Here is a 21,940-nt window from a genome sequence, read left to right as displayed (position 1 = left end):
TCCCTCCGTCGCAAGCCGGGCGCACGGTGTGTGGCCGGGGTCAGGAGCGGTGGCCGAAGAACTCGACCTCGGCGATCGCCACCCGCCTGCCCTTTCCGGTGCCGTAGGCGGAGTCGACCGTGAGCCGGACGCGGACGGTCTGGGAGCCCCGCAGGTCGAACGTCTGCTGCCCCGCCTGGTCGGCGAGCCGGATCGTCTTCGTGCTCCTGCTGCCGTCCCGCGCGGTCAGTTCGGCGACGAGCCCGGCCGGCCGGGCCTGCGTCAGATACTCGTCCGTACGTGTCGACGTGCCGGAGAACACCACCAGCTTCCGCAGCCGGACCGGCGCGTCGAATGTGCACTCGAGGAATTCGCCCGCTCCGCCGCCGGTGGCCTTCGGCGCCCAGTAACGGTTGTTGAAGCCGTCCACGGCGGCGCCCGCCGCGTGCCCGGAAGCCGCGCTCGACGCGTGGCACGCGGACGGCGGCATCGACTCCGGCGCGCCGGTCTCCTCCTTGGCGAGGCCGAGCAGCCCGGACAGGTGCGGCAGCGCGAACCACACCCCGGCCAGGACGAGGAGCAGCGCGAGGGGGATTCCGAGCCGCGGCCCCCGTCGGCGGCGTCGCGGGCGCGCCCCGGCCTCGTGGCCCCGCGCCCGGCCCCGGCGAAAGAGGCGGCGCCACCAGGGCGGGCGCGCCTCGGGCGGGGCGCCGGGGTCGAGGAGCAGGGCGCACCGGACGCACAAGGTGCGGTCGGGTGCGTTCTCGGTGCCGCAGCCGGGGCACCGCACGGGCGCGGTGGCCCTGGCCGGCGCGGCGGGCGATGGTTCGTGCCCGGACGCGTCGGGCCCCCAGGCCGCGGGGCCGGGAGGGGTGTCGGGCCGGTCCCCGGGGCGCCGGGGGGCGGCGCGGGCGGGCTGTGCGGGGGTGGGAGGCGTACGGGGTGACGGGTCGGGGCGGTCCGGGTCCTGGGCGCGTGACGCGGAGGCCGGCGGGCGCTGCGGGGGGATGGCGGGGAGGCGGTCCGCCGCGTGGGGCGGGTGCGGCGGGGCGGGGGCCGGCGGGCGGGCCGGGTCCGGAGTCCCGGCGGCCGGAGACACGGGGGCCGGAGTCCCGGCGGCCGGCGGCCCGGCGGCCCGTCCCGGTTCGGGAGCGACGGGCGGTGGCGGGGCGGGCGCCGGCGGGGCGGCCGGTGCGGGCGCACGAGGCGCGGGGGGCGTGGGCGCACGAGGCGCGGGGGGCGTGGGTTCGTCGTCCTCCTCCCACGCCAGAAACGCCTCGCACGACACACAGAATTCGCGCCCCGGTTCGTTCCTCGTCCCGCACGACTCGCAGATCACCGCGTCGCTCCCCCCACGCCCCCGTCCGAGGGCAGGATTTCCAGCGTGAAGCCCACGTGGGCCGGCACCTCCGTGCCGATGAGTTCTTCCAGCCGGGCCCGGTCGACGGGCCGGCCGCTCCCCTCCCGGACCCGGACGGTCACCCAGGGGCGCGGCGCGCCGGGAAGCGTGGTGCCGGTTCCGGTGGACCAGGCGGTGCCACCGCTCTCCGTGATCTCGGGGTCCTCTCCGGTCGCCAGGCGTACCGCCTCGGCGAGGCCGCCCGCCGTTCCGCGCCGGGCGTGCCGGGCCACCGCACCGCGTACCGTCTCCCGGCGCCGTTCGGCCGGCCCGTCCTCGGGGGACTCCGCCGCCACCCACTGCGCCAGCCAGGCCAGGAAGTCGTCGGGGGCGCTGCGCGGGTCCAGATGGGCGGGGAGGTTGTCGATGGTGAGCAGGACCGGGGCGAGGACGTCGTCCAGCGCGGTGAGGAAGCGGCGGATGAAGTCCTGTTCCAGGTAGACGGCGGGGAGCTGGTCGATGAGGGGGTGCGGGGTGGGCAGCCCGGGGACGCCGGTGCGCATGGTCAGGCTCCCCTCACCCGGAGCTGGTGCTCGTAGCTGAAGACCAGCGCGTGCCGGTCGAGCGGGATCTTGGTGGTGGCGTCGGTGCGCTCGCCGGTCACCGGGTCGGCGCGGTAGAGGCGTACGTCCTCCACCAGGTCCACGCCCGGCACCCGCTGGAGCACGGCGAACGCCTCGCCGGACTGGACCGGGCGCCCGAACGGCCATCCCTGCCCGTTGGGTCCGCCGGTCAGGGGGTTGAAGTACCCGTACAGCGCGGCCAGTGCCGCGTCGCGCACGCGGTCGCGGTCCGCGCCGGGTTCGGCCTGGACCGAGGCGACGACGGTGACGCCCTGGTAGAACGGCGGTTCGACGACGAGGCGGGCGCCGATCGGGCGGCGCTCGTCCAGGTGCCCGGCGATGAGGCGCAGGGTCCGGGCCGGCGGGACCAGCTCGTCGAACTCGATCCGGCCCTGGTCGTCGCTGCGCCCGGCCGGTACGACGAGGAGCCGTACGCCCTGGGCGGAGTCGTCGGCCCCGGCCCGGATGCAGTGGACGCGGGCGGCGTCCGGGGCGACCTCCCGGGCGAGGAGTTCGTAGTCGTGCGGGACGACGGCCCGGTGCAGGGTGCGCAGGGTCATCGGGCCGCGCACCCGGGCGCTGTCCACGCTCTCCCCGTCGACCCCGCCGAGCGCGGGTCTGCGGTTCTCGACGCGGGCCACGTACGGGATCGCGCTGCGCAGGATCTTCAGGGTCGAGCGGGCGACGTTGCCGCGCAGCCCGCCGCCGGTGCGATACGAGCGCACCCGGACCGTGGCGCCCTTGGCGGGGACGGCGCCGTAGTGGCGGACGGAGCCGTCCCGTTCGCGGACGGCGGGGCCGAACTCGACGCGGCCGGAGTTCGGGTCGAGGGTGATGTGCCGGTCCTCGGGGCCGGAGTGCGCGAAGTCGTCGACCCTGGTCCAGCGGGTGTACTCCGGTTCGGGGCCGCTCGCCGGGTCCGCGACCTCGACCACGAAGTCCCCGGGTACGACGGGCGAGCGGGCCAGGGTGAAGGTCTGGCCCGGTACGCCCTCCGCCGCGCCCAGCACCTCGTCGGTGATGGTCTCGGCGTGTTCGGCGGCGACGGTGGCGCCGATGGTGAAGGCGGTGACGGAGCGGACCACGGGCGGCGCCAGGTAGGTCGGGCGGCCGGGCTCGGCCTCGATCAGGCGGCAGCGCAGCCAGCCGCCGGTGCGCCGGACGACGGCGGCCGGGGTGTGGGTCCTCGGCAGGTGCAGGATGAGTTCGCCGGACCGGTTGAAGCCGCCGGTGTCGTCCTTCTCGACCTCGCAGGCCGCCCAGGTGGTGCCGTCCCACGCCTCCCAGACCAGGGGCGGACGGAGCGGGTCCACGCCGACGCCCTCGACGCGGCAGTCGAGCCGCAGGACGACGACGCCGGCCGGCACGGCGGCGGACAGGCCGACGTAGAGGCAGTCACCGGGGGCGGGGGTGGCGCCGAAGCAGGCCACGTCGCGCCCGATGGCGAGCTGTTCGGTGCGGTCGGCCACCTCCCCGGCGGCGGGCCAGGTCGCGAGGTGGGCGAACGAGCAGGGCACGATGGTCAGTTCGGACGAGGTCGTGAAGACGACCGCCTCCTCCGTCTCCGTACGCACGGTCGCCACCTCGGTGCCGGCGCGCACCGAGACGGGGTCGGGGCGGGGTGCGGACAGCCGGAAGGTCACCTCGGTGCGTGCGGCCGTCGGGGGGTGCAGCCGTACGCCGATCAGGTCGAGGAAGGTGAGGTAGCTCTTCTCCGGCACCCGGTTCACCCGGTAGACGAGCTGGTCGACCATCGTCGCGAACGCCTCGATGAGCGTGACTCCCGGGTCCGACACGTTGTGGTCGGTCCACTCCGGGCAGCGCTGCTGGACCAGGCGCTTGGCCTCGTCCACCAGGCCCTGGAAGCGGCGGTCGTCCAGATTCGGACTGGGCAGCGTCACGCGCCGGCCTCCTCGTCGTCGGGGTTCGTCTCCGGCCCGTGCGGGGGGATCACGTAGAACGGGAAGACGAGGTTGCGCGGGTCGTTGGAGCCGCGCACCGTGTAGCCGATGTCGATGTAGAGCACCCCGCTGTCCGCCGCGTCGAACCGCACGGTCACGTCGGCGACCTCGATGCGCGACTCCCAGCGTTCCAGGGCGAGGCGCACCTCGTACGCGAGCTGCCCGGCCGTTCCGGCGTCGGCGGGGGCGAACACGTAGTCGTTGACGGCGCAGCCGAACTCGGGCCGCATGGGTCGCTCGCCGGGCGAGGTGGCGAGGATCAGCCGGATCGACTCCTCCAGTTCGCGTTCGCCGCGCACCAGGGCGATGGAACCGGTGGCGTCCGTGCGCGGCGGGAAGGCCCAGCCGGCCCCGATGAACTGCTCTCCCATGTCCGTTCAGCCTCCGATCAGCACCGTGGCGCAGCCCGCCAGGATCGGTGCCCCGCAGCCGCTCAGGTCACCGACGCGGGCGGCCGGCCTGCCGCCGATGAACACGCTCCGGCTGCCCGGGGGCGCGATCGGGGACGGTGGGTGGCCGAGCGGCGACGCGCACTGGTGGAGGGTGCCGACCGTGGCCGCGGGTCTGCCGCCGATCAGCACCGAGACCACCCCGGGCGGCCCGACCGTGCCCGGGTGCCCCGTGGGGTCGCCGACCCGGGCGGCTGCTGCTGACGGCATGCGGTGCGCTCCTTTTCGCTGGGGTCGTGGTGGTACGTCAGTTGAGCTGGATCATCGGGGCGTTGACGGAGACCGAGCCACCGCTCTTCAGGTCCGTGCGCCGGCTGCCGTCGACCGTGACCTGGCCGCCGTGCACCTCCACCGCGCCTTCCGTGGACAGGGCGACCCTGCCGTTGCCGCCGTTCAGGGCGAGCCCGTCGCGGGAGGTGAGGGTGACGCTCTCGCCGGTGAGCTTCAGCTCCCCGCGTCCGGCGTCCAGGCAGACTCCCTTGGCCGCGGTGACGGAGACCTGCTCCTTGGCCTCGATGGTGACGCTGCCGTCGCTGCTGATGACGACGGCGGTGCCGCGGCGGTCCAGGTCGATGGTGAGTTTCCCGTCGCCCGTGCGCAGCCGTACGCCCTGCGGGCCGTCGGCCGCGTCCAGCAGTTCGAGCTGGTTGCCGCTCCTGGACGCGAAGGCGCGGCGGTTGACGGCGCCGGTGGTGGGGTCGACCAGGTCGCCGCCGCCCGGGGCGTCCGGGGCGCCGGCGCCACCCGCTCCCCCGCCGGGCCGGTCCTTGCCGTTGTACAGCCCGGCCAGCACGTAGGGCCGGTCCAGGTGCCCCTGCTCGAAGCCGACCAGCACCTCGTCGCCGACCTCGGGGATGAACGCCTCGCCGCCGCCCGTACCGCCGGACTGCGCGGTGCGCGCCCAGTCGCTCGCGTACTCGTCCGACAGCCAGGGGAAGCGCACCTTCACCCGGCCCGAGCCCTCCGGGTCCTGGGTGTCCGTGACCGTCCCGCTGACCAGTCCCGCCCAGCGCGGACCGCTCCCGGACGCGTGCGAGGCCGCCGTGAGCCCGAGCAGGGAGCGCTCCTGCTGTCCGGACACGGTGATCCAGGTCTCGTAACCGCGTACGGCGTCGAAGACGTGGCGTGAGGAGGTGACCGTGTAGCGGCCCTCGAAGGGCGCGCCGACCGCGTTGAGGGCGACCGCGCTGCCCGCCGTGACTTCGGGGTTGCCCCGGATCACGGCCTCCAGTTCCGCGAAGGAGCCGGCGATGCGTTCGGCCAGCGCCTTCGCCGCCTGGTCCACCTGCGCCTGGGTGCCGTACGCGGCGTCGGTGACGACGAACCGCGCCTCGCCGAAGGGGGCCGTGACCTCGGCCGCCGTGAGGCCGAGGTCCAGCGTCGCCGACTGCCCGGCGGGCGACCGGCCGACCAGCGGCTCCTTGGCCCCGATGTCCCAGCCGCGCACCTCGACCTCGGAGACCTGTTCGGCGGCCGAGACGCCGGCCCGGCAGCGCAGCAGGTTGCTGCCGAGTTCGAGGACGAGCGGGTCGCGGTCGGCGCGCGCGGAGCTGTCCGGTGCCCCGCTCGCCTCGGCGGGCCGGGTGATGTGCAGCCGTCCGTCGCGCACGTATGCCTGGGCGCCCGCTTCCTCGGCGAGTCCGCGCACGAACTCCCAGTCGGTGACGTTGGGCTGGGCGAGGTGCTCGATGACCGGGCCGGCGATGTCCACGGTGCCGGGCTTGAGTCCGGCGCGCTGGGCGACCTGGCCGCAGATGTCGGACAGGGTCATGTTCTGGTAGCTGGCGACGCGCCGGCCCCGCAGCAGGCGGTGCGACTCGTCCAGGCCCCGGACCACGGTGAAGGTGCCGGTCTCGTCCAGCTCCACCTCCAGGGCGGTGACCGCGCCTTCGAGGAGCGGTTTCGGGGCGGTCCCGCCGCCGGCCCGGGCGAGGAGCCGGGCCTCGCTGCCGATCTTCAGGCCGGTCTGTTCGAGCAGGACGCGGTCCGGGTCGCGGAACCGGAGCAGGAAGAGGTCGGGGAGCGTTCGGCTGTCGTCCACGTATCCCTCGACCAGCGTGTTGAGGAACTTCGCGGGCAGCGGCCGGCCGTCGAATTCCACCACCAGGGCGCTGGCGACCCCGGGGCGCGTCATCGCCCCACCCCCCGGCCGCCGCTGTCGTCCAGCCGGCTCAGCTCGTCCAGCGCGGGCAGCAGCAGCTGGGTGCCCGGGGCGAGCCTGATCGGGTCGTCGATGCCGTTCGCCTCGGCGATCACCCGCCAGGCGCCCGCGTCGCCGTACTCCCGGTGGGCCAGCGACGGCAGCGAGTCCCCCGACGCGACCCGGTGCACCCACCGGGCGGCCAGCGCCCCGGATGTCGGGTTCTGCCCGGGCGTCTCGCCGCTGATCTCCTCCATCGTCACCTGGCACACGGCCCGGATCGGTACCCCCGACGTGGTGAACAGCGTGTATTTGGCGGCCACTTGGCTCACGTAGCCGGGGAATCCGGTGAGTCCGCCCCAGTGGAACACCACCCAGGGCGGTGAGGAACGCTGCTGCTGCCTGGTCTCGTTCGTCGGTACGCAGCACGCGAACAGCTGCTCCACCGCCGTCACGACCCTGGTGTCCTGGGTGTCGCCCGCGTCGAAGAACATCTCGACGGTCAGCTTGCTGGGCTGCGAGCCCTGGTACTCCGGCGGGCCCGAGCTCTTCGCCCCCTTGGCCGGGGTGCGCTTCCAGGAGGCCGCCTTCGTCAGGCTCAGCTCCTTGGGGTTGAACTGGAAGTCGATCCGCCCGCACGGGCCACCGGGGGTCAGCCCGCCCCCGGTGGGCGGGGTGCGCAGCTCCAGGTAGGCGTGCTCCAGCTTGGGCCTGGCCGAGCCGCCCTTCGCGGCGGACGCCACCCCGGACGTCCCGGCCGCGCTGAACGCGATGGGTCCCGAGCTCACGCCGCTCAGCCCTCCATCACATAGCCGTGGTGGGCGATCTCGATCGTCTCCATCGCGACCTTCGGCGACTCCGGGGTGAACGAGGGCCCGGTCCAGCGCACCGGCACGACTTCGAGCAGCCCCCACTGGGCGACCTTGCGGCCGTCGCCGGTCCGCGCCTCGATGTGCGCGGTCTTGCGGCTGAACCCGGTCGTCATCGTGGCGAACCAGCGCGCCACCTTCTCCGTCTCCCGGGTGAGCGGACGCGACAGCTTCACGTTGGAGTACTTCAGCCGGGTCGGCAGCTGCCACACGTGCCCGTTGTTGCCGCCCTCCTCACGGGTCTCCAGGACGACTTCGCAGCCCAGCCCGTCACAGGTGTTGAACGACCCGAGCTCAATGTCGTCGATCGTCACGACGAAGCAGACGCTGACTGCGGGGTCGTCCGGGGCGGGGGCGGTGGCCATGGCGCGTGCCTCTCGATCAGTGACGGGTGTTGATGAGGGAGCCGGAACGTTCGCGTTCGAGCCGCAGGTCGGCCTTCAGCAGTCTGCTGAGGGGCGCGTAGAGCGCCCGGACCAGCTCGTCGGTGACGGGGGGCGCCTGCGGTGTCCCGTCGGGGCTCACGGACGAGTTCGTGGTCGCCGCCGGTTGTTCCGTGGCGTCCGGCGGCTCGGGATCGGGCCCGGGCTCCGGATCGGGTTCCGGGAGCGGCGGCGGCGGTGGCTCCTCGGCGGTCTCCGAGTCCCGCTGGACGACCGGCCGCGAGGTGCCGTCGCGGGGCGCGGCGGGGAAGACGACGCTCCCGTCGGCCATCCGCTGCGCGACCCCGGCGGCCACGGCGACGGCTCCGGCGTTACGCACGGAGGCGGGGACGCGCGGCCCCCGGCCGGCCGCCGGGTCCGGCCGGGCCGGCGGCGGGAGGGTCTGCCGCTGCACGGGGGGCACCGCAGGCCGGGGCGGTGCCGCCGGTGCACTCGGTGCTCGCTGTACTCGCAGCGCCCCCGGCTCCGCCGATGCTCCCCGCGCTCCCGGCGCGATGCCCTTGTCCGGGTCGGCAGCGACCCATCGGACGGCCACGGCGGGTGGCGGGTCCGGGGGCGGGGGAACGAACGGCGACGACCCGGGAGCGCTGCCGTCGGCGCCGGTGCTCACCGCCGCGCGCTGGACGGCCGGGGCGTCGCCGGGGGCATCTGCGGTACGGAGGGGCAGGGGCCGGTCCCCGAGCAGGGGTGCGGTGGGGCGGTCGGGGGCGGCGGGCGGCGGGGTGCCGGCGCGCTGCACCGGGGCGGCGGGCTGTTGGCCCTCCGGTGTCGCGTCGGGCGCGGGTGCGCCGCCGCCCGGCTTGAGCGGGGCGTCACCCAGGAGCGGTGCGACGGCCTCCGTCCCGCTGGGGGCGTCGGGGCTGCCGGGTACCCCGGTGACCGGCGGCTCGGTGGTCTCGCCGGGGCCGGTCACGGGGTCGGGGGCGTGGGCCTGCGGCGGGGCGCTGTCGTCCTGCGCCCGGGGTGGCTGCGAGGGCTGGACCGCTCTGCGCTGGGCGGTGGGCGGCAGGCCGGGCAGCGGTGCCCCGAGGCCGCCCGTGCGGCGGGACGGGGGCGGCGCCGGCCGGGACGGCCCGTCGGCGGAGGTGCGCTGCACGGACGGGGCGCCCGGCGCCGGCGGACCCGGCGCCGGGACGGCGGGCCCGGTGGCGGCCGCGTGAGGCGCCGGGCCCGCCGGTTCGGTGTTCCCGGCCAGGGGTGCGAGGCGCTGCTCGCCGACCAACTGCCGTACGGGCAGACCGGCGGACGCCGAGGCCGGACCGGCCGAGGTGAGGTTCGGCAGGCCCTCCCCGTACGTCCGCTGGACGGCGACCGCACCGCGCCGCGTACCGGAGCGTGCCGGCGTCGGCATCTCGACGGCCCGCTGGGCCGGCGGGGGCGGGCCTTGCGGGGCGGCGTCGGCCACTCCGCGCACCAGGCCGGCGGGCGCCTCGGGACTCACCAGATGGCCCAACGGCGTGCCCAGCGCCGTGTCCTGACGTGTCGTCAATCCAGCTTCGAAGTGGGTGGGGTTGATCAGCAGGTCCTGTCCCGTGACCGACCGCTGCACCGGTTCCAGCCGGTGCACGTCGACCCGGTCGCCCCGGTCCCGGTGCGGGGCGACCGGGTGACGCGACGGCGCGGACTCGGCGGAACGGCCGCCGCGCAGCCAGGACATCAGCCCCATGGTTCCTCGTCCTCCTCCGTGCTCCTGGCTACTGCCCGTTGAGGCGGGCGACCTGTGCGACGAACTTCAGGCGTTCCGGGTGTTCCAGGTCCAGCAGGTCGTCCAGCGGCCAGTGGAAGTGGTAGGCGAGGTACGCGACCTCCTCGTAGAGCAGGTCGGCCGCGTACGTCACGATTCCCCCAGGCGACCGCCGGCGAGATCCACCGCGAACTCCTCGTCGCAGGACGGACAGGTGACGGCCGCGCGCGTGTGTCCCTCGGCGTTGATCCGGCGGTAGAAGTCCTGGAGGAACGCCAGGTCCGACGCGAACAGGTCCTCGATGACACCCGGATGGATGTCTTCCACCGTCCCGATCCGGGTCACCACCCGGGAGATCAGCACGACCGAGAGGTACGCGGAGTTCTCCCGGACCCGGTCGTCGCGCAGGGGAACCAGCTCGTCCCGTGCGGTCGCCAGCCGCATCACCCCGCTGCGGTGCACGGTGCCCGACTCGTCCACGTAACCGCGCGGCAGCTCGAAGGCGAACTCGGTCCGCAACGGTTCGGACCGGCCCGTGCCCGGGTCCCGTTCCGGTGGCGCCTGGAACTGGACCGTGCGCCGCATCAGTCGAGCTCCATGCTCTCGTACGTGATCGCCAGCTTCTCCGTGAGCACCGAGGTGTCTCCGGCCTTGAGGGTGCCGATCTCCAGGGACTTGGGCCAGGCGTTGATGAGCTTGTACCGCTTGATGGGCAGGCCCTCGTAGTCGTACACGATGACGGCGCCGTTGCGGCGGGCGCTCGTCATGCGGCCGAAGCGGGAGTCCTTGATCCAGCGTTCGAAGCTGTTGTCCTCGGTCAGACCGCGCGTGACGGTGACCTCGCCGGCCTTGGGGCGGCCGGGCAGCTTCTTGATGGCGTACTTGCCGTCGGCGGTGTTCTGCTTGAGCTCGATGACGTCCTGTTCCATCTTCAGACCGCTGACCTCGGTGATCTGCTTGATGACGACGCTGTCGAATTCGAGACCGAAGGAGTGCCCGACGGAACTGTCGAGATCGGGAAGTGGCACCACAGGCTCCTTACGCCAGGTTCGGGAACGGGCCGGTCACTGAGGGGCGGCGCGCGCCGGTCACTCGTCCACGCCTCCGGTGCCACCGGTGAGCTGGGAGAGCCGGAACACGACGAACTCGGCCGGTTTGACGGGCGCGACGCCGATCTCGCACACGACCTGGCCCGCGTCGACGCTCTCGGGCGGGTTCGTCTCCCGGTCGCACTTCACGTAGAACGCCTCGTCCGGGGTCAGGCCGAACAGCGAGCCCTTGCGCCACTCGTTGACCAGGAACGCGGAGACCGTGCGCCGGATGCGGGCCCACAGGGCGTCGTCGTTCGGCTCGAAGACCACCCACTGGGTGCCGGCGAGGATCGACTCCTCCAGGTAGTTGAAGAGACGCCGCACGTTCAGGTAGCGCCAGGCCGGGTCGGAGGCCAGGGTGCGGGCGCCCCAGACCCGGATGCCGCGTCCGGGGAAGGCGCGGATGCAGTTGAGCCCGATCGGGTTGAGCAGGTCGTGTTCGCCCTTGGTCAGCTGCGTCTGCAACGCCACGGCCCCGCGCACCACTTCGTTGGCCGGTGCCTTGTGCACGCCGCGCGAGTCGTCGTTGCGCGCCCAGATGCCGGCGATGTGCCCGCTCGGGGGTACGAGGGTGGCGCGGCCGGACGCCGGGTCGGCGACGCTGATCCACGGGTAGTAGAGCGTGGCGTACTTGGAATCGAAGTTCGCCCGGTCGGTGCGCCAGGCCCGGATCTGCTGTGGCGTCAGGCCGGGTGGCGGGTCGAGGATGGCGACCCGGTCCCCCATCAACTCACAGTGGTCGATGAGCGCTTGCTGCACCGCGACGACCGATTCCAGATCCAGCAGCCCGCGTTCGTACGCGCCCATCAGGTCGGGCACGGCGATCATCGTGACGTCGTCGACCGCTTCGAGGCCGCCGAGGCCCGTACGGCGGTCGGCGTCGCCGACGTACACCTCGGGGGCGAGCGCACCGGCGCTTCCGGCGGGCGGGGCGGCGGGGGCGAGGGTCACCGACTGCGGCGCCGGGCGGGCGGGGGCGGCGCCGCGTCCCGACTCCCGTATCTCGATCAGCTCGGACTGGGCGTTGACCCGGGTGGCGACGTTTTCCTTGCTCCGCTTGGTGGTCACGGACGGATACGTCTCCGCGACCTGGCCGTCGCGCTTCACGATCAGCTGGAACACGTCGGACGGCGGGTCCTCGCCCTCCGCCTCCGCGATCTCGACGCTGATCTCGCCGGCCACCCCCGGCCTCGGCTTGACGGCGTACGGCCCGACCTGGACCTCGGAGCCGGCCGCGAGTTCGCCCTCCGCTCCCCCGGCCACGGTGTCCGAGCCGTCGCCGATGCGGACGACGTAGCAGATCCCGCCGCCGTTGCCGAAGAAGCCGTAGACACTGGAGGCGAGGTAGGTGCCGTCCACGAAGTCACCGAAGGTGCTGACGAACTGGCTCCAGTTCGTGATCAGCGTCGGCTCGTCGAACGGGCCGCGCTGGGCGAACCCGACGAAGGCGGCGACCGACGTGCCCACCCCCTCGATCGGCCGGGAACCGGACTCGACCTCTTCGACGTAGACGCCCGGGGACAAGTACGACGGCATAGGGGGCCTCTCCTCGACGTGCTCCTCGACGTGCTTTCCACCCCGTCGCACGACCGCTGCCCGACCGGGGAACACCGGCGATTCTCGCCACTTCGGCGATCACCGGGAACGGATAGTCGGCCGCCCCGGCGTGCATGGGGGGCTGCCCGATGAGGCAAACGGCCCGCGACCTACGCGTCACGGGGTGTGCCCGGGATGCCTGCCTCACGTCTTGTGCCGCGAGCGGGGCGCGGACAGCACGCTGACCTATCGACCAGGTGCGTGCGGAGCTGTGCTGGGGGGAGGCACGGGTGAAGGCGGTTCCCGGAGAAACCCCCGCCGCCCCTTCCCGCACCAACACCTCTCATGCGCAGGCGGTCCCGGCCCCCGCCCCGGCGCCGGACCGCCGCAGCCTTCAGCGGCTGCAACGGGCGGCCGGCAATGCGGCCGTCTCCCGCCTCGTCGCCCAGCGCTACACGGCCCCCGTGAAGCCGTCGCCGGCCCAGGCGCCGGGCTTCCGGGGCGTCAAGGCGGACATCGCGGCGAAGAAACAGCGGATGGCCCAGCACCGACCGGCCGTGACGGAGTCGAAGGCGTCTCAGGCTGCCGCCGTCGCGCCTCCGGACGACAAGGAGGCGCAGGGCAAGGCGGCGAACGCGGAGAAGATGAATGCCGCGAAGCCCGGCGAGTTCGACAAGAGGGCGTTCATCGACGCGGTGAACAAGGCGATCGACGCCCAGGCCCCGAAGAACCTCGACGACGCCGACAAGTTCTCCAAGTCCGGCAAGGCGGAGCGGGTCAAGGCGGAGGTCGACGGCAAGGTCTCGGACGGCAAGGAGGCGTCGGCCAAGGACATCGACACGGCGACGAAGGCTCCGCCGGACACGTCGGCCGCGAAGGACAAGCCCGTCACCCCGCTCACCCCGGACCAGCCGCCCGGCAACCCCGGAGCGCCGTCCGCGGCGGCCGCGATCCCCGCCAAGCAGCCGGCGTCGGTCACGGACTTCTCCGAGGGGCCCGCGCAGAACGACAAGGCGATGGCGGACGCGGAGGTCACCGAGGAGCAGCTCGCCAAGGGCAACGAGCCGGAGTTCGACGAGGCGCTCAGCGCGAAGAAGACCGCCGAGGCGGACTCCGCGAAGGCCCCGGCGAAGGGCAGGGCGGCCGAGAACCAGCAGCTGGCGGCCGCGAAAGCGGGAGCGGCGGCTTCGGGCGCCTCCGCGATGAGCGCCTTGACCGCGACACGTGCGCAGGCCGGACAGAAGGTGGACGGCGGCAAGGGCGAGACGAAGTCGAAGGACGAGAAGAAGCGCGCCGAGGTCACGGCGAAGCTCCAGAAGGTCTACGACGGCACGAAGAAGGACGTCGAGGCGACGCTGTCCGGCCTGGACCAGAAGGTCGACGCGGCGTTCACCTCCGGGGAGAAGGCGGCCCGGGACGCGTTCACGGCGGACCACAAGCGCCGGATGAAGAAGTACAAGGACAAGCGGTACTCCGGCTGGACCGGCAAGGCCCGCTGGGTGAAGGACAAGTTCGCGGGCCTGCCCGAGGAGGCGAACAACCTCTACCAGGAGGCCCGCAAGCTGTACGTGTCCCAGATGCAGACGGTGATCTCGTCGGTCGCCGACATCATCGGCACCGAGCTGGGCAAGGCGAAGGCCCGGATCGCCAAGGGGCGGAGCGAGCTGAAGGCGGAGGTCGACAAACTCCCGGCCGATCTGCGTCAGTTCGGCGAGGAGGCGGCGAAGGACTTCGCGGGCAAATTCGACGACCTGGAAGCGACGGTCAACGAGAAGTCCGAACAGCTGGTCCAGGACCTGGCCCAGAAGTACACCGCCGCGCTCAACAAGGTCGACGAGGAGATCAAGAAGCTCCAGGAGGCCAACAAGGGGCTGATCGACAAGGCGAAGGACGCGATCGTCGGCGCGATCAAGACGATCAACGAGCTGAAGAACCTCCTCCTCGGCATCCTCGCCAAGGCCGCCGGCGCGATCATGAAGATCATCAAGGACCCCATCGGCTTCCTGGGCAACCTGGTCTCGGCCGTCGGCGCGGGCCTGAACCTCTTCATCACGAACATCGCCGGCCACCTGAAGACCGGGCTCGTGTCCTGGCTGCTCGGCACCGCGGTGAAGGCGGGCCTCGAACTCCCCCAGAAGTTCGACATGAAGGGCATCATCCAGCTCATCGGCTCCCTCCTCGGCCTGACCTGGGCCAACATCCGCGCCCGCGTCACCCGCAAGGGCGTCCCCGACGAGGCGATGACAGCGGTCGAGTCCTCGGTTCCGGTCGCCCAGAACATCGCCCGCGAGGGCCCGGCGGGCGCGGTCAAGGAGATCCAGGCGGAAGCCGGCGACCTCAAGTCCACGATCCTGGAAAAGCTGACGAGCTACCTGATCCCCACCGTCATCATCGCCGGCATCACCTGGATCCTCTCGCTCCTGAATCCCGCTTCCGCGTTCGTCCGCGCGGTCAAGGGAATCATCGACATCGTCACGTTCGTGGTGAACCAGGGCGCCCAGATCGTCGAATTCGTCAACTCCGTCCTGGACGCGGTCGTCGCGATAGCCAACGGCGGCAAGGCCGGCGTCCCGAAAATGGTCGAAACCGCCCTGGCCGCAAGCGTTCCTCTGCTCATCGGCTTCCTGGCTTCCCTGCTGGGGATCGGCAGCCTGGCCGCGAAGGTGAAGAGCGTCTTCCATGCGGTCTCCCGCCCGGTGAACCGAGCGATCGACAAGATCGTAGACTTCATCGCCAAAAAGGGCAGAGCGCTGTGGAACAAACTCAGGAACGGAAAGAAGGACAATAATCCCGGCGGAACCGTTAGCACGACAGGCTCCAGCAACAAGAAAAGAGAGGAGGCACCGGCAGACAAAGAAGCCCGGCTGCGGCGCGCAGTCGCCGAAGTCGAGGCTTTGATGGATAAACCCCACCGCCTCAGCACCATTCTTCGCGCACGCCTTGCCCTGATCAAGCGTAAGTATAAACTGACCTCGATTGAGGCCGTAAAGCCTAGCACTTCTTACGCATGGAATATCTCTGCGAAGATAAACCCTAAGGCCGACTTCACGGTATTCTCTATTCCTGACGAATCCGCACGACTACGCGAAGAAATAGGTCGAGAGCTCATAGTTTTACCGACGCGTGGAGTGCCAGGGGTGTACGACGTCCCCGTGAAAATACAAGATGTGAAGAACAAGGTGAATGACATACCCGCCGTCAAGGAAGCCCAGTCGTGCGGATTCAGGCTTCTGTGGGAACCTCTTACGGACGACGTCTGGGTACTGTACCTCGAAAGTGACGCCAAGGACGCAAAGAATCGAGATGTAATTAAGTTGTCCCCTGTCGGCCAGCTGCGCAGGGCCAGGGAGTTCGTCGAGCTGGACAGGCGCGGCGACCAGGTAATTTTCGCAGGGGACAGCGAGGGGAACGACGAATACGTGCTGGACAAGGAAGGACAGAAGGTACCGCGGTACATCACGCGCAACGTAACACGCGAAGATCGTAAGAACATCGACGCACGACCGTCTCGTGGAATCCCGAAAAAGAAGAACTCTTCCCTCATCAGCGAACTACAGCATGTCGACGGGCACGCGAACAGTCCTTACGTATCCGGATCAAAGATACGAAGTGGCGATATCAGAAACCCCCAGGGCGGGCTATTCGGAAAAAAGGGAGAGCGCATAGAGATAGACTTGTCATACATCTCCCCCGGGAACATCACTGACCTCACGACCAGGGAAGCGCATGACCGGTGGTTCATCACCAATAGCCCTGGAAAGATGGAGAAGGTAGTAAAGGACGTGGTGCGCACGCAGGAGGTCCTCATTTTCGGTGAAGTTCCTGCCGAAGCCATCAAGTGGTTAACGGAGGAGGCCATCAAAGCCGAGCGAGAAAAGTACATCACCCGAGGTGGAAAGATTCTTCTCGTAAGCCCCGAAGAAGACGGGTGAAACCTCACCAGAAGGACTACCCTAAGTAGTTTCCGTGGAGATGCGCCACCGGAAAGGAAGTGCCTACGCATGTACGACTGGGAACAGATCGATCTGGGCGATACGCGCATCGCAGAGGAGCGGGCAGAACTCATTTCCCCTCAGAGTGAAATCGAGGCCGTGCGCGCCTTCCGCTCGCTTCTGCACAGCACTGAAGCCGACGCATCATACATCGCGTTGAGTTATTACCACTACTGCGCTTCCATGTCCCGCCATGGTGGTGAAAATATTCTCGTCGAATACGCCGGGGAAGTTTTGGAGTGTGCTCGACGTGTTCTATCGACGCCCTCATCCAAATATACTCCGGAAAGTCCAAGAGAGGATGGCGACAATCACGCAGCAGCCCTTTACGCAATAGCCACGATCGCCCAATTGGAGGACAGTCGACTGGTCTGTAAGGCCCTGAATGAGTCACATTCTGAGGGTGTTGTGACAGGCGCAGCGCAGGCCGCTTCAACTATCCTTGAGAACAATCCCGACAACCAGACGGAAGAGCACACCCTCGGTGCCTTGACGGAAGCGCTAGCAGGTGTCATGGTCGATGACTCCCTGGTGATAAGCGCACGGTGGGCCGCGATAAACGCGATTGCGCGCTCACATCGCGCCGACGCGGAAAGTTACCTGACTCAAGCACTCGAACTGGAAAACATCGAGTTGCAGGCTGTTGCGGCATTGGCCCTGGCGGATCGGGACGTAGAAAAGTACAGAACCCTGATCGAGCGCCGGATGGCGTCTTGGCCCGACGATCCCCCCTTCCCCGCAGACAGGCTCCCCGACGTCATGGGGTAGCGACACACCAGCTGTGCAGCTTCTCTGCGCGGCCTCAAGCCTTCAGATGCCGGCCACCCGCACAGGCAAGGACTTCAGCCCGTTGATGAAGTTCGACAGCAGGCGGCTCGGTGGGGTGGCGAGGGTGAGGGTGGCTGGAGGCAGGGCGCGGCCCAGTTCCTCGTACAGTACGCGCAGTTGTAGGCGGCCGAAGTGGGCGCCCAGGCATACGTGGGGGCCATCACCGAAGGAGACGTGAAGGTTGGGGGAACGGCTGAGGTTCAGGGCGAAGGGGTTCGGGAAGGCCCGTTCGTCGTGGTTGGCCGAGGCGTGGAAGACGACGACCTTGTCGCCGGCGCGGATGCGCGTGCCCGACAGGTCGTGTCCTGGGTGGCCGTGCGCCGGAAGGTGAGGACCAATGGGTGGCGGCGGAGGAGTTCGTGCACGGCGGTCGCCATGTCCATCTCCTTGTTGTGCAGTCGGTGGTACTCCCCCGGGTGCGTGGCCAAAGTTGGATTCCGCCAGGCGCCGCACTGCGCACCGTGTCGTTTCCCGCGACGACCAGCAGGAAGAAGAACATCTCCAGCTCCGGCGCAGTCATTTCGGCGTCCGTGGCCAGCGCCGTCATCACGTCGTCGGCGGAGTGCCGGAGCTTGTGGGCCGCTAGGAAGTGGGCGTAGTCGAACATGTCGCGCCGGGCCGCCGGAGAACGCGGGTCGACCGGTTCGCCGGCGCGGCCCGGCTGCGGTGTTTTCGCTTGTCCGGGTCCTGGTAGCCGATGACGCGACGGGTCCAGTGGAGGAGCAGCCCTCGGTCCGAGTCCGGAATGCCCAGCAGGTCCGTCACATTGAGCAACGCGTAGTTGTCCGTGACCTCTCTGACGAGGTCGCAAGTGCCATCACCCTCCCGTGCCACGCCCACCGCGCGGCTCAGCAGCGCGCGGGCGCGTTCGCGGGCGACGGTCTCGAACCGGCCGATGCGCTTCGGGGTGAAGGCGCGGCGCACCAGGACGCGCAGCCGCCGGTGGTGCGGCGGGTCCTGGTTCAGCATCAAGCGGCGGATGAACCGCAGGTCGTCCGGGTCGGGGTCGCGGATCTGGGTGGCGCCGAGGTGCGACGAGTAGGCCGAGGAGTCGCGCAGGACCTGGACCACATCCGCGTGCCGGGTGACCGCCCAGAAACCTGGGTCCGCCGGCCGGCCCAGCGCCTCGTGCTCCTCCTGCCACGCGACGGGCCGGTGATCGCGGAGCTGGCGATGGTAGTCGTGCGGGACGCCGAGGGCGTTTCGCCAGGGGTCGAGCACATCGGGAACGGCCCCCGGCAGGACGCGCTCGCTCAGGGCGTCGCCCCGCCATCGGCCGCGTCCGCCCGCAGGAAGTCCTCCACCACCCGGATCAGGTCGAGCGGCGCCTCGTCCATCGCGTAATGGCCGCAGGACGGCAGCTCGACCAGTTCACCGCGCGGGTACCACCGCATCCACGTCTCCCGCTGCACCTCGGCGGAGAGCGCCGGATCGAGCGCGCCGACGATCGCCAGGGCCGCGACCGGCGATCCGTCGATCCGGTCGTGGAACGCCTCGCCCGCCCAGGAGTCCAGCCAGGCCCGGAACGCCCTCTCGTCACTGCACCGGACCGAGCGCCGGACCATGCGGTCCAGCCAGGCCGCCGGGCGTCGGCCTCCTGTGGTGAAGTCCAGGATGGCCCGCCGGTTCTCCGGGCTCGCCGCCGCCCCGGAGAACAGCTCCCACTGCTCGGGCGACAGGGGCAGTCCGGACGCGGGCACCGGCGAAATGCCGACCAGCCTGCGCACACGGTGCGGCGCGGCGGCCAGCGTCCGCTGGATGACGGAGCCGCCCATCGAGTGTCCGATCAGCGAGAAGCGCTCCCAGCCGAGCCGGTCGGCCAGCGCGAGCACGTCCGCCGCGCCCTCGGCCGTCGTGTACGAGCCGGCCACGCCCTTGGCCTCGCCGTACCCCCGCAGGTCCGCCACCGCGTACTCGAACGAGCCGAGGTCGAGGTCGCGCACCACCGGGTCGTACGCCGAACGGTCGGCGAACCAGCCGTGCACCGCGATCACCTTGTGCGGGCCCTCGCCGTACAGCGTGTGAGGCAGAACTCCCTCAGGCAGAACAGACAACTCGGTCACGCCAACTCCCGTCGCCGTAGGGCTCGGCCCCGCCGGGCATCGTCAGACCGGCTCCGACCACGGTGGCTCCCCGGCCCCTTCCGCGCAAGGGTGACACCCGTGTGCGGGTCCCGGGCCCGCCCCTCGGGTCAGGAGGCCAGCAGGTCCAGATAGGGCCCGAACTCCGAAGCCAGCGTCAGGCGGCCCAGTTTCTGGTACTCCCTTTGCACCGCGTGGATCAGCGTCGCCATCGTCACCGCGCCCCCCGCCTCCGCCGCCAGGTAGGCCGCCGTCACCGCGATCGAGCGGATGTTGCCGCCCGCCAGCTCGAAGTTCTCGGCGCAGAAGGCGAGGTCGAGGTCCGCGCCGCGCGGGAGCGCCGTTCCCAGGCAGCGGTCCCAGAGCACCCGGCGCTGGTCCGGGTCCGGGACCGGGAAGTCGATGACCAGGTCCAGGCGGCGGGTGAAGGCGTCGTCCAGGTTGGCGCGGAGGTTGGTGGCGAGGATGGCCAGGCCGTCGAAGGACTCCATGCGCTGGAGGAGGTACGCGCTCTCCACGTTCGCGTAGCGGTCGTGCGCGTCCTTCACGTCCGAGCGCTTCCCGAAGATCGCGTCCGCCTCGTCGAACAGCAGGACCCCGTTGACCCCCGCCGCCTCCGTGAAGATCCGTTCCAGGTTCTTCTCGGTCTCGCCCACGTACTTGTCGATCACCGTCGCCAGGTCGACCGTGTACAGGTCGAGTCCGAGGTCGGCCGCGATCACCTCCGCCGACATGGTCTTGCCCGTGCCGGAGTCCCCCGCGAACAGCGCCGAGACCCCGCGCCCCCGGCCGCCGCCCGGCCGCATCGCCCACTCCCCCAGCACCCGGTCACGGTGCCGGGCGCGGGCCGTCAGTTCGCGGAGCTGGGCGTGGGCGTCGGGCGGGAGGACCAGGTCGTCCCAGGTCACCGTGGGTTCGATGCGGCGGGCCAGGCGGTCGAGGCCGGCCGCGTTCTGGGCGCGGGCCCCCTGGCGTACGTGGTCCGGGGTGAGGGTCCCGCCGTCGAGCCGGGCCGTCTGGGCGGCGCTCAGGGCCGCCCCCCGGACCTGCTCCGGGGTGAGCAGGAAGGGGGCCAGCAGGTGGTCCGGGTCGACGCCGGCGGGCACCGCGCCCGACCCCGTACGCCGGTACGCCTCGCTCCACAGCGCCCCGCGCGCCGACGGCTCCACCCTCGGGGCGTGCACGAGCAGCGGCGGCACCGTGGACCAGGAGGCGTCCCACGGCACCCGGCCCACCATCACCGTGGGCACCGGGGTGGCCGTCAGGAGACGTAACAGGTCGGGGTGTTCGCGCGACACCGCGTCCAGCGGCGCGCACACCAGGCCGGCCCCGGTCAGCCGCGCCTCGCGGACCAGGGCCCGCACGGCGTCGGCGGGGGCCGGGTCCGCCGCCAGGCGGGCGAGGTCCACGCCCAGGACCCTGCGGCCCGACCGCTCCAGCGCCGACGCGGCCAGGGCCGTGCCCGCACCGCCCTGGTCCTCGCTCAGGTAGACCAGAGTGACCCCGTCGGCCAGGACCCCGGCCAGAGCCGCCGGATCGCCGACGCCCGCGACCGCCTCCCACGGCGCCGTGACGTCTGCGAGGCGCGGGTCCCTCGTGTCGTCGCCGAGCAGGTGCGCCGTGACCCGGTCCGGCACGCGCAGCGCCCGGCTGAGGAACGGGCGGTCCAGGTCCTCGGCCAGCAGCAGCCCGGTGTCCCGGAGCGGGGCCGCCGCCGCCAGCCGGCCGCGCGCGACGGCGTCGGCCGGGGAGACGCCGCACAGGCCGAGGGCCAGGCCGATGGACGGGCGCCGGCGGGTCACGTCGTCGTTGAGGTACCCGTAGAACGCCTCGAAGCGGTCGTCCAGGTCGGGAACGAGCGCGATGAGCAGGATCTCGGTGTCGAGCGGGGTGAGCCCGAAGTCCGTCTCCAGCGCGGTGAGCCGGGACGGCCCGGCGGCCCCGCCCTGCTCCCCCACCGGGTCCGGGAAGCCCCGCGCCCCCTCCTCGTTCAGCAGCCGCGCGATGTTCTCGTCCGTCAAGTACAGGCCCCGGAAGGCGTCCTCCGGGTCCGGGTCCGTGCGCTGCCGGGCCTCCACCGCCCGGCGGACGCGTTCCTCGACAGCGGTCGCCCGGGCGAGGAGATGGCGCAGGTTCAGGTCGTCGTGGGGGTGGCCCGGGAAGGTCATGCGGTGGGGTTCTCCTCAGTGCCGGTGGCGCCGTCGGCCGCGCGCTTCTCCGTGATCCGCAGCCCGAGGCCGCGACGCGCCGCGGAGGCCGTCGGCTCCTCCCGTACCGGACGGCCGGGACGGCTCCCGTACACCGGCAGACCGCCGCTCCGCACCGGCACGGGAGGTTCCGGCATGTCGCCGAACCGTGCGTGCAGGCCCTCGTCGCCGACCGGCGGTCCCGCCGGGTAGGTCGGCGAGGCCGTCACCGGCACGCTCACCACCAGGTCGAGCGACGGCTTCAGCTCGCCGCCGAGCGCGCTCCACACGTCGGCGAAGGAGCGGTCCTCCGGCGGGGGCAGGGCGATCGACATCGGTACGGCGGCCCCGATCCCGGCGAGGGAGCCGGCCAGCCGCTCCGGCGGCAGCGCCTCGTACGCCAGCAGGCAGGCGAGGAGGGAGGAGAGCAGCCGGTGCTCGTCCTCCGGCCGTTTGGTCCACGCGGTGATCAGGTACGACAGCTTGAAGTAGCGCGGCGGCCGGCGGCGCGCCACGACGGCGCCGCGTTCGTCGTACTCGTTGTGCAGGCCGCGCTCGCGCCGCCGCATGTCCTCGCGGATGTCGTACAGATAGAGGTTGACCATGGGGGCGTTGACCTTGGCCGCCCACTCCCGGGTGGGGGCGTCGAAGACGACCGCGATCTGGCCGCCGCCGAGCACCTCCGCCCGGATCAGGGACCGGAGTACGTCGTCCACCTCGTGGATCACCTGGTGCCCGC

18 protein-coding genes and 1 pseudogene are annotated in these 21,940 nt (G+C 71.5%); 2 read left to right on the top strand and 17 right to left on the bottom strand.

Features of this window, described 5'->3' with window-relative positions; genetic code table 11:
- Window positions 1-40 precede the first annotated feature (40 nt).
- The 13 genes from FKN01_RS32450 to FKN01_RS05180 form a co-directional block, all read right to left on the bottom strand.
- Window positions 41-769, bottom strand: a complete 729-nt coding sequence (locus FKN01_RS32450) for an NADase-type glycan-binding domain-containing protein (RefSeq protein ID WP_260696779.1) — start codon at window positions 767-769, stop codon at window positions 41-43.
- Window positions 770-1,314: 545 nt separating this feature from the next.
- The gene (locus FKN01_RS05230; RefSeq protein ID WP_143616886.1) at window positions 1,315-1,881 is read right to left on the bottom strand and encodes a phage tail protein; all 567 of its coding nucleotides are present in this window, start codon (window positions 1,879-1,881) and stop codon (window positions 1,315-1,317) included.
- 2 nt (window positions 1,882-1,883) lie between these two features.
- On the bottom strand, window positions 1,884-3,842 hold the full coding sequence (locus tag FKN01_RS05225) for a putative baseplate assembly protein (RefSeq protein ID WP_143616884.1): 1,959 nt from the start codon (window positions 3,840-3,842) through the stop codon (window positions 1,884-1,886).
- On the bottom strand, window positions 3,839-4,273 hold the full coding sequence (locus tag FKN01_RS05220) for a GPW/gp25 family protein (protein WP_143616882.1): 435 nt from the start codon (window positions 4,271-4,273) through the stop codon (window positions 3,839-3,841). The genes FKN01_RS05225 and FKN01_RS05220 overlap by 4 nt, the downstream gene beginning before the upstream one ends.
- Window positions 4,274-4,279: 6 nt before the next feature.
- Window positions 4,280-4,561 carry a PAAR domain-containing protein gene (locus FKN01_RS05215; RefSeq protein WP_143616880.1) on the bottom strand — a complete coding sequence of 94 codons (282 nt, stop codon included), beginning with the start codon at window positions 4,559-4,561 and terminating at the stop codon, window positions 4,280-4,282.
- 37 nt (window positions 4,562-4,598) lie between these two features.
- Window positions 4,599-6,485, bottom strand: a complete 1,887-nt coding sequence (locus tag FKN01_RS05210) for a VgrG-related protein (protein ID WP_143616878.1) — start codon at window positions 6,483-6,485, stop codon at window positions 4,599-4,601.
- Complete coding sequence (locus FKN01_RS05205; RefSeq protein ID WP_143616876.1) at window positions 6,482-7,279, bottom strand: LysM peptidoglycan-binding domain-containing protein; 798 nt, start codon at window positions 7,277-7,279, stop codon at window positions 6,482-6,484. Before FKN01_RS05205 ends, FKN01_RS05210 begins: the two co-directional genes overlap by 4 nt.
- A gap of 5 nt (window positions 7,280-7,284) precedes the next feature.
- A complete protein-coding gene (locus tag FKN01_RS05200; RefSeq protein ID WP_143616874.1) occupies window positions 7,285-7,725 on the bottom strand; it encodes a phage tail protein in 441 nt (146 codons plus the stop codon).
- Window positions 7,726-7,741: 16 nt separating this feature from the next.
- Entirely contained in the window at window positions 7,742-9,469 is a 1,728-nt protein-coding gene (locus FKN01_RS05195) for a hypothetical protein (RefSeq protein ID WP_143616872.1), read from the bottom strand.
- A 28-nt stretch (window positions 9,470-9,497) separates the two neighbouring features.
- Window positions 9,498-9,641 carry a DUF6760 family protein gene (locus FKN01_RS32445; RefSeq protein ID WP_018099790.1) on the bottom strand — a complete coding sequence of 48 codons (144 nt, stop codon included), beginning with the start codon at window positions 9,639-9,641 and terminating at the stop codon, window positions 9,498-9,500.
- On the bottom strand, window positions 9,638-10,072 hold the full coding sequence (locus FKN01_RS05190; protein WP_143616870.1) for a hypothetical protein: 435 nt from the start codon (window positions 10,070-10,072) through the stop codon (window positions 9,638-9,640). Before FKN01_RS05190 ends, FKN01_RS32445 begins: the two co-directional genes overlap by 4 nt.
- Window positions 10,072-10,515 carry a phage tail protein gene (locus FKN01_RS05185; RefSeq protein WP_143616868.1) on the bottom strand — a complete coding sequence of 148 codons (444 nt, stop codon included), beginning with the start codon at window positions 10,513-10,515 and terminating at the stop codon, window positions 10,072-10,074. Before FKN01_RS05185 ends, FKN01_RS05190 begins: the two co-directional genes overlap by 1 nt.
- Window positions 10,516-10,575: 60 nt before the next feature.
- Window positions 10,576-12,114, bottom strand: a complete 1,539-nt coding sequence (locus FKN01_RS05180) for a phage tail sheath subtilisin-like domain-containing protein (protein WP_143616866.1) — start codon at window positions 12,112-12,114, stop codon at window positions 10,576-10,578.
- Between the two features lie 290 nt (window positions 12,115-12,404).
- Here FKN01_RS05180 and FKN01_RS05175 point away from each other — a divergent pair, with 290 nt between their 5' ends.
- Window positions 12,405-16,046, top strand: coding sequence for a hypothetical protein (locus tag FKN01_RS05175; RefSeq protein ID WP_260696778.1), 3,642 nt, complete (start codon window positions 12,405-12,407; stop codon window positions 16,044-16,046).
- Window positions 16,047-16,115: 69 nt separating this feature from the next.
- Window positions 16,116-16,874, top strand: coding sequence for a hypothetical protein (locus tag FKN01_RS05170; RefSeq protein ID WP_143616864.1), 759 nt, complete (start codon window positions 16,116-16,118; stop codon window positions 16,872-16,874).
- Between the two features lie 42 nt (window positions 16,875-16,916).
- Here the strand turns inward: FKN01_RS05170 and FKN01_RS05165 are convergent.
- From FKN01_RS05165 to FKN01_RS05150, 4 genes and pseudogenes are all read right to left on the bottom strand, one after another.
- A pseudogene (locus FKN01_RS05165) lies at window positions 16,917-18,191 on the bottom strand (cytochrome P450).
- On the bottom strand, window positions 18,188-18,988 hold the full coding sequence (locus FKN01_RS05160) for an alpha/beta fold hydrolase (RefSeq protein ID WP_398931220.1): 801 nt from the start codon (window positions 18,986-18,988) through the stop codon (window positions 18,188-18,190). The pseudogene FKN01_RS05165 and the gene FKN01_RS05160 overlap by 4 nt, the downstream one beginning before the upstream one ends.
- 137 nt (window positions 18,989-19,125) lie before the next feature.
- The gene (locus FKN01_RS05155; RefSeq protein ID WP_143616861.1) at window positions 19,126-21,183 is read right to left on the bottom strand and encodes an ATP-binding protein; all 2,058 of its coding nucleotides are present in this window, start codon (window positions 21,181-21,183) and stop codon (window positions 19,126-19,128) included.
- Entirely contained in the window at window positions 21,180-21,929 is a 750-nt protein-coding gene (locus FKN01_RS05150) for a DUF4255 domain-containing protein (protein WP_143616859.1), read from the bottom strand. The genes FKN01_RS05155 and FKN01_RS05150 overlap by 4 nt, the downstream gene beginning before the upstream one ends.
- Window positions 21,930-21,940: the final 11 nt, after the last annotated feature.

Origin of the sequence: Streptomyces sp. 130 (assembly GCF_007096885.1) — a bacterium.
Taxonomy (GTDB): domain Bacteria; phylum Actinomycetota; class Actinomycetes; order Streptomycetales; family Streptomycetaceae; genus Streptomyces.
Note: the sequence above shows the minus strand (reverse complement) of the source record. Positions and strands in the feature narration are given on the sequence as shown.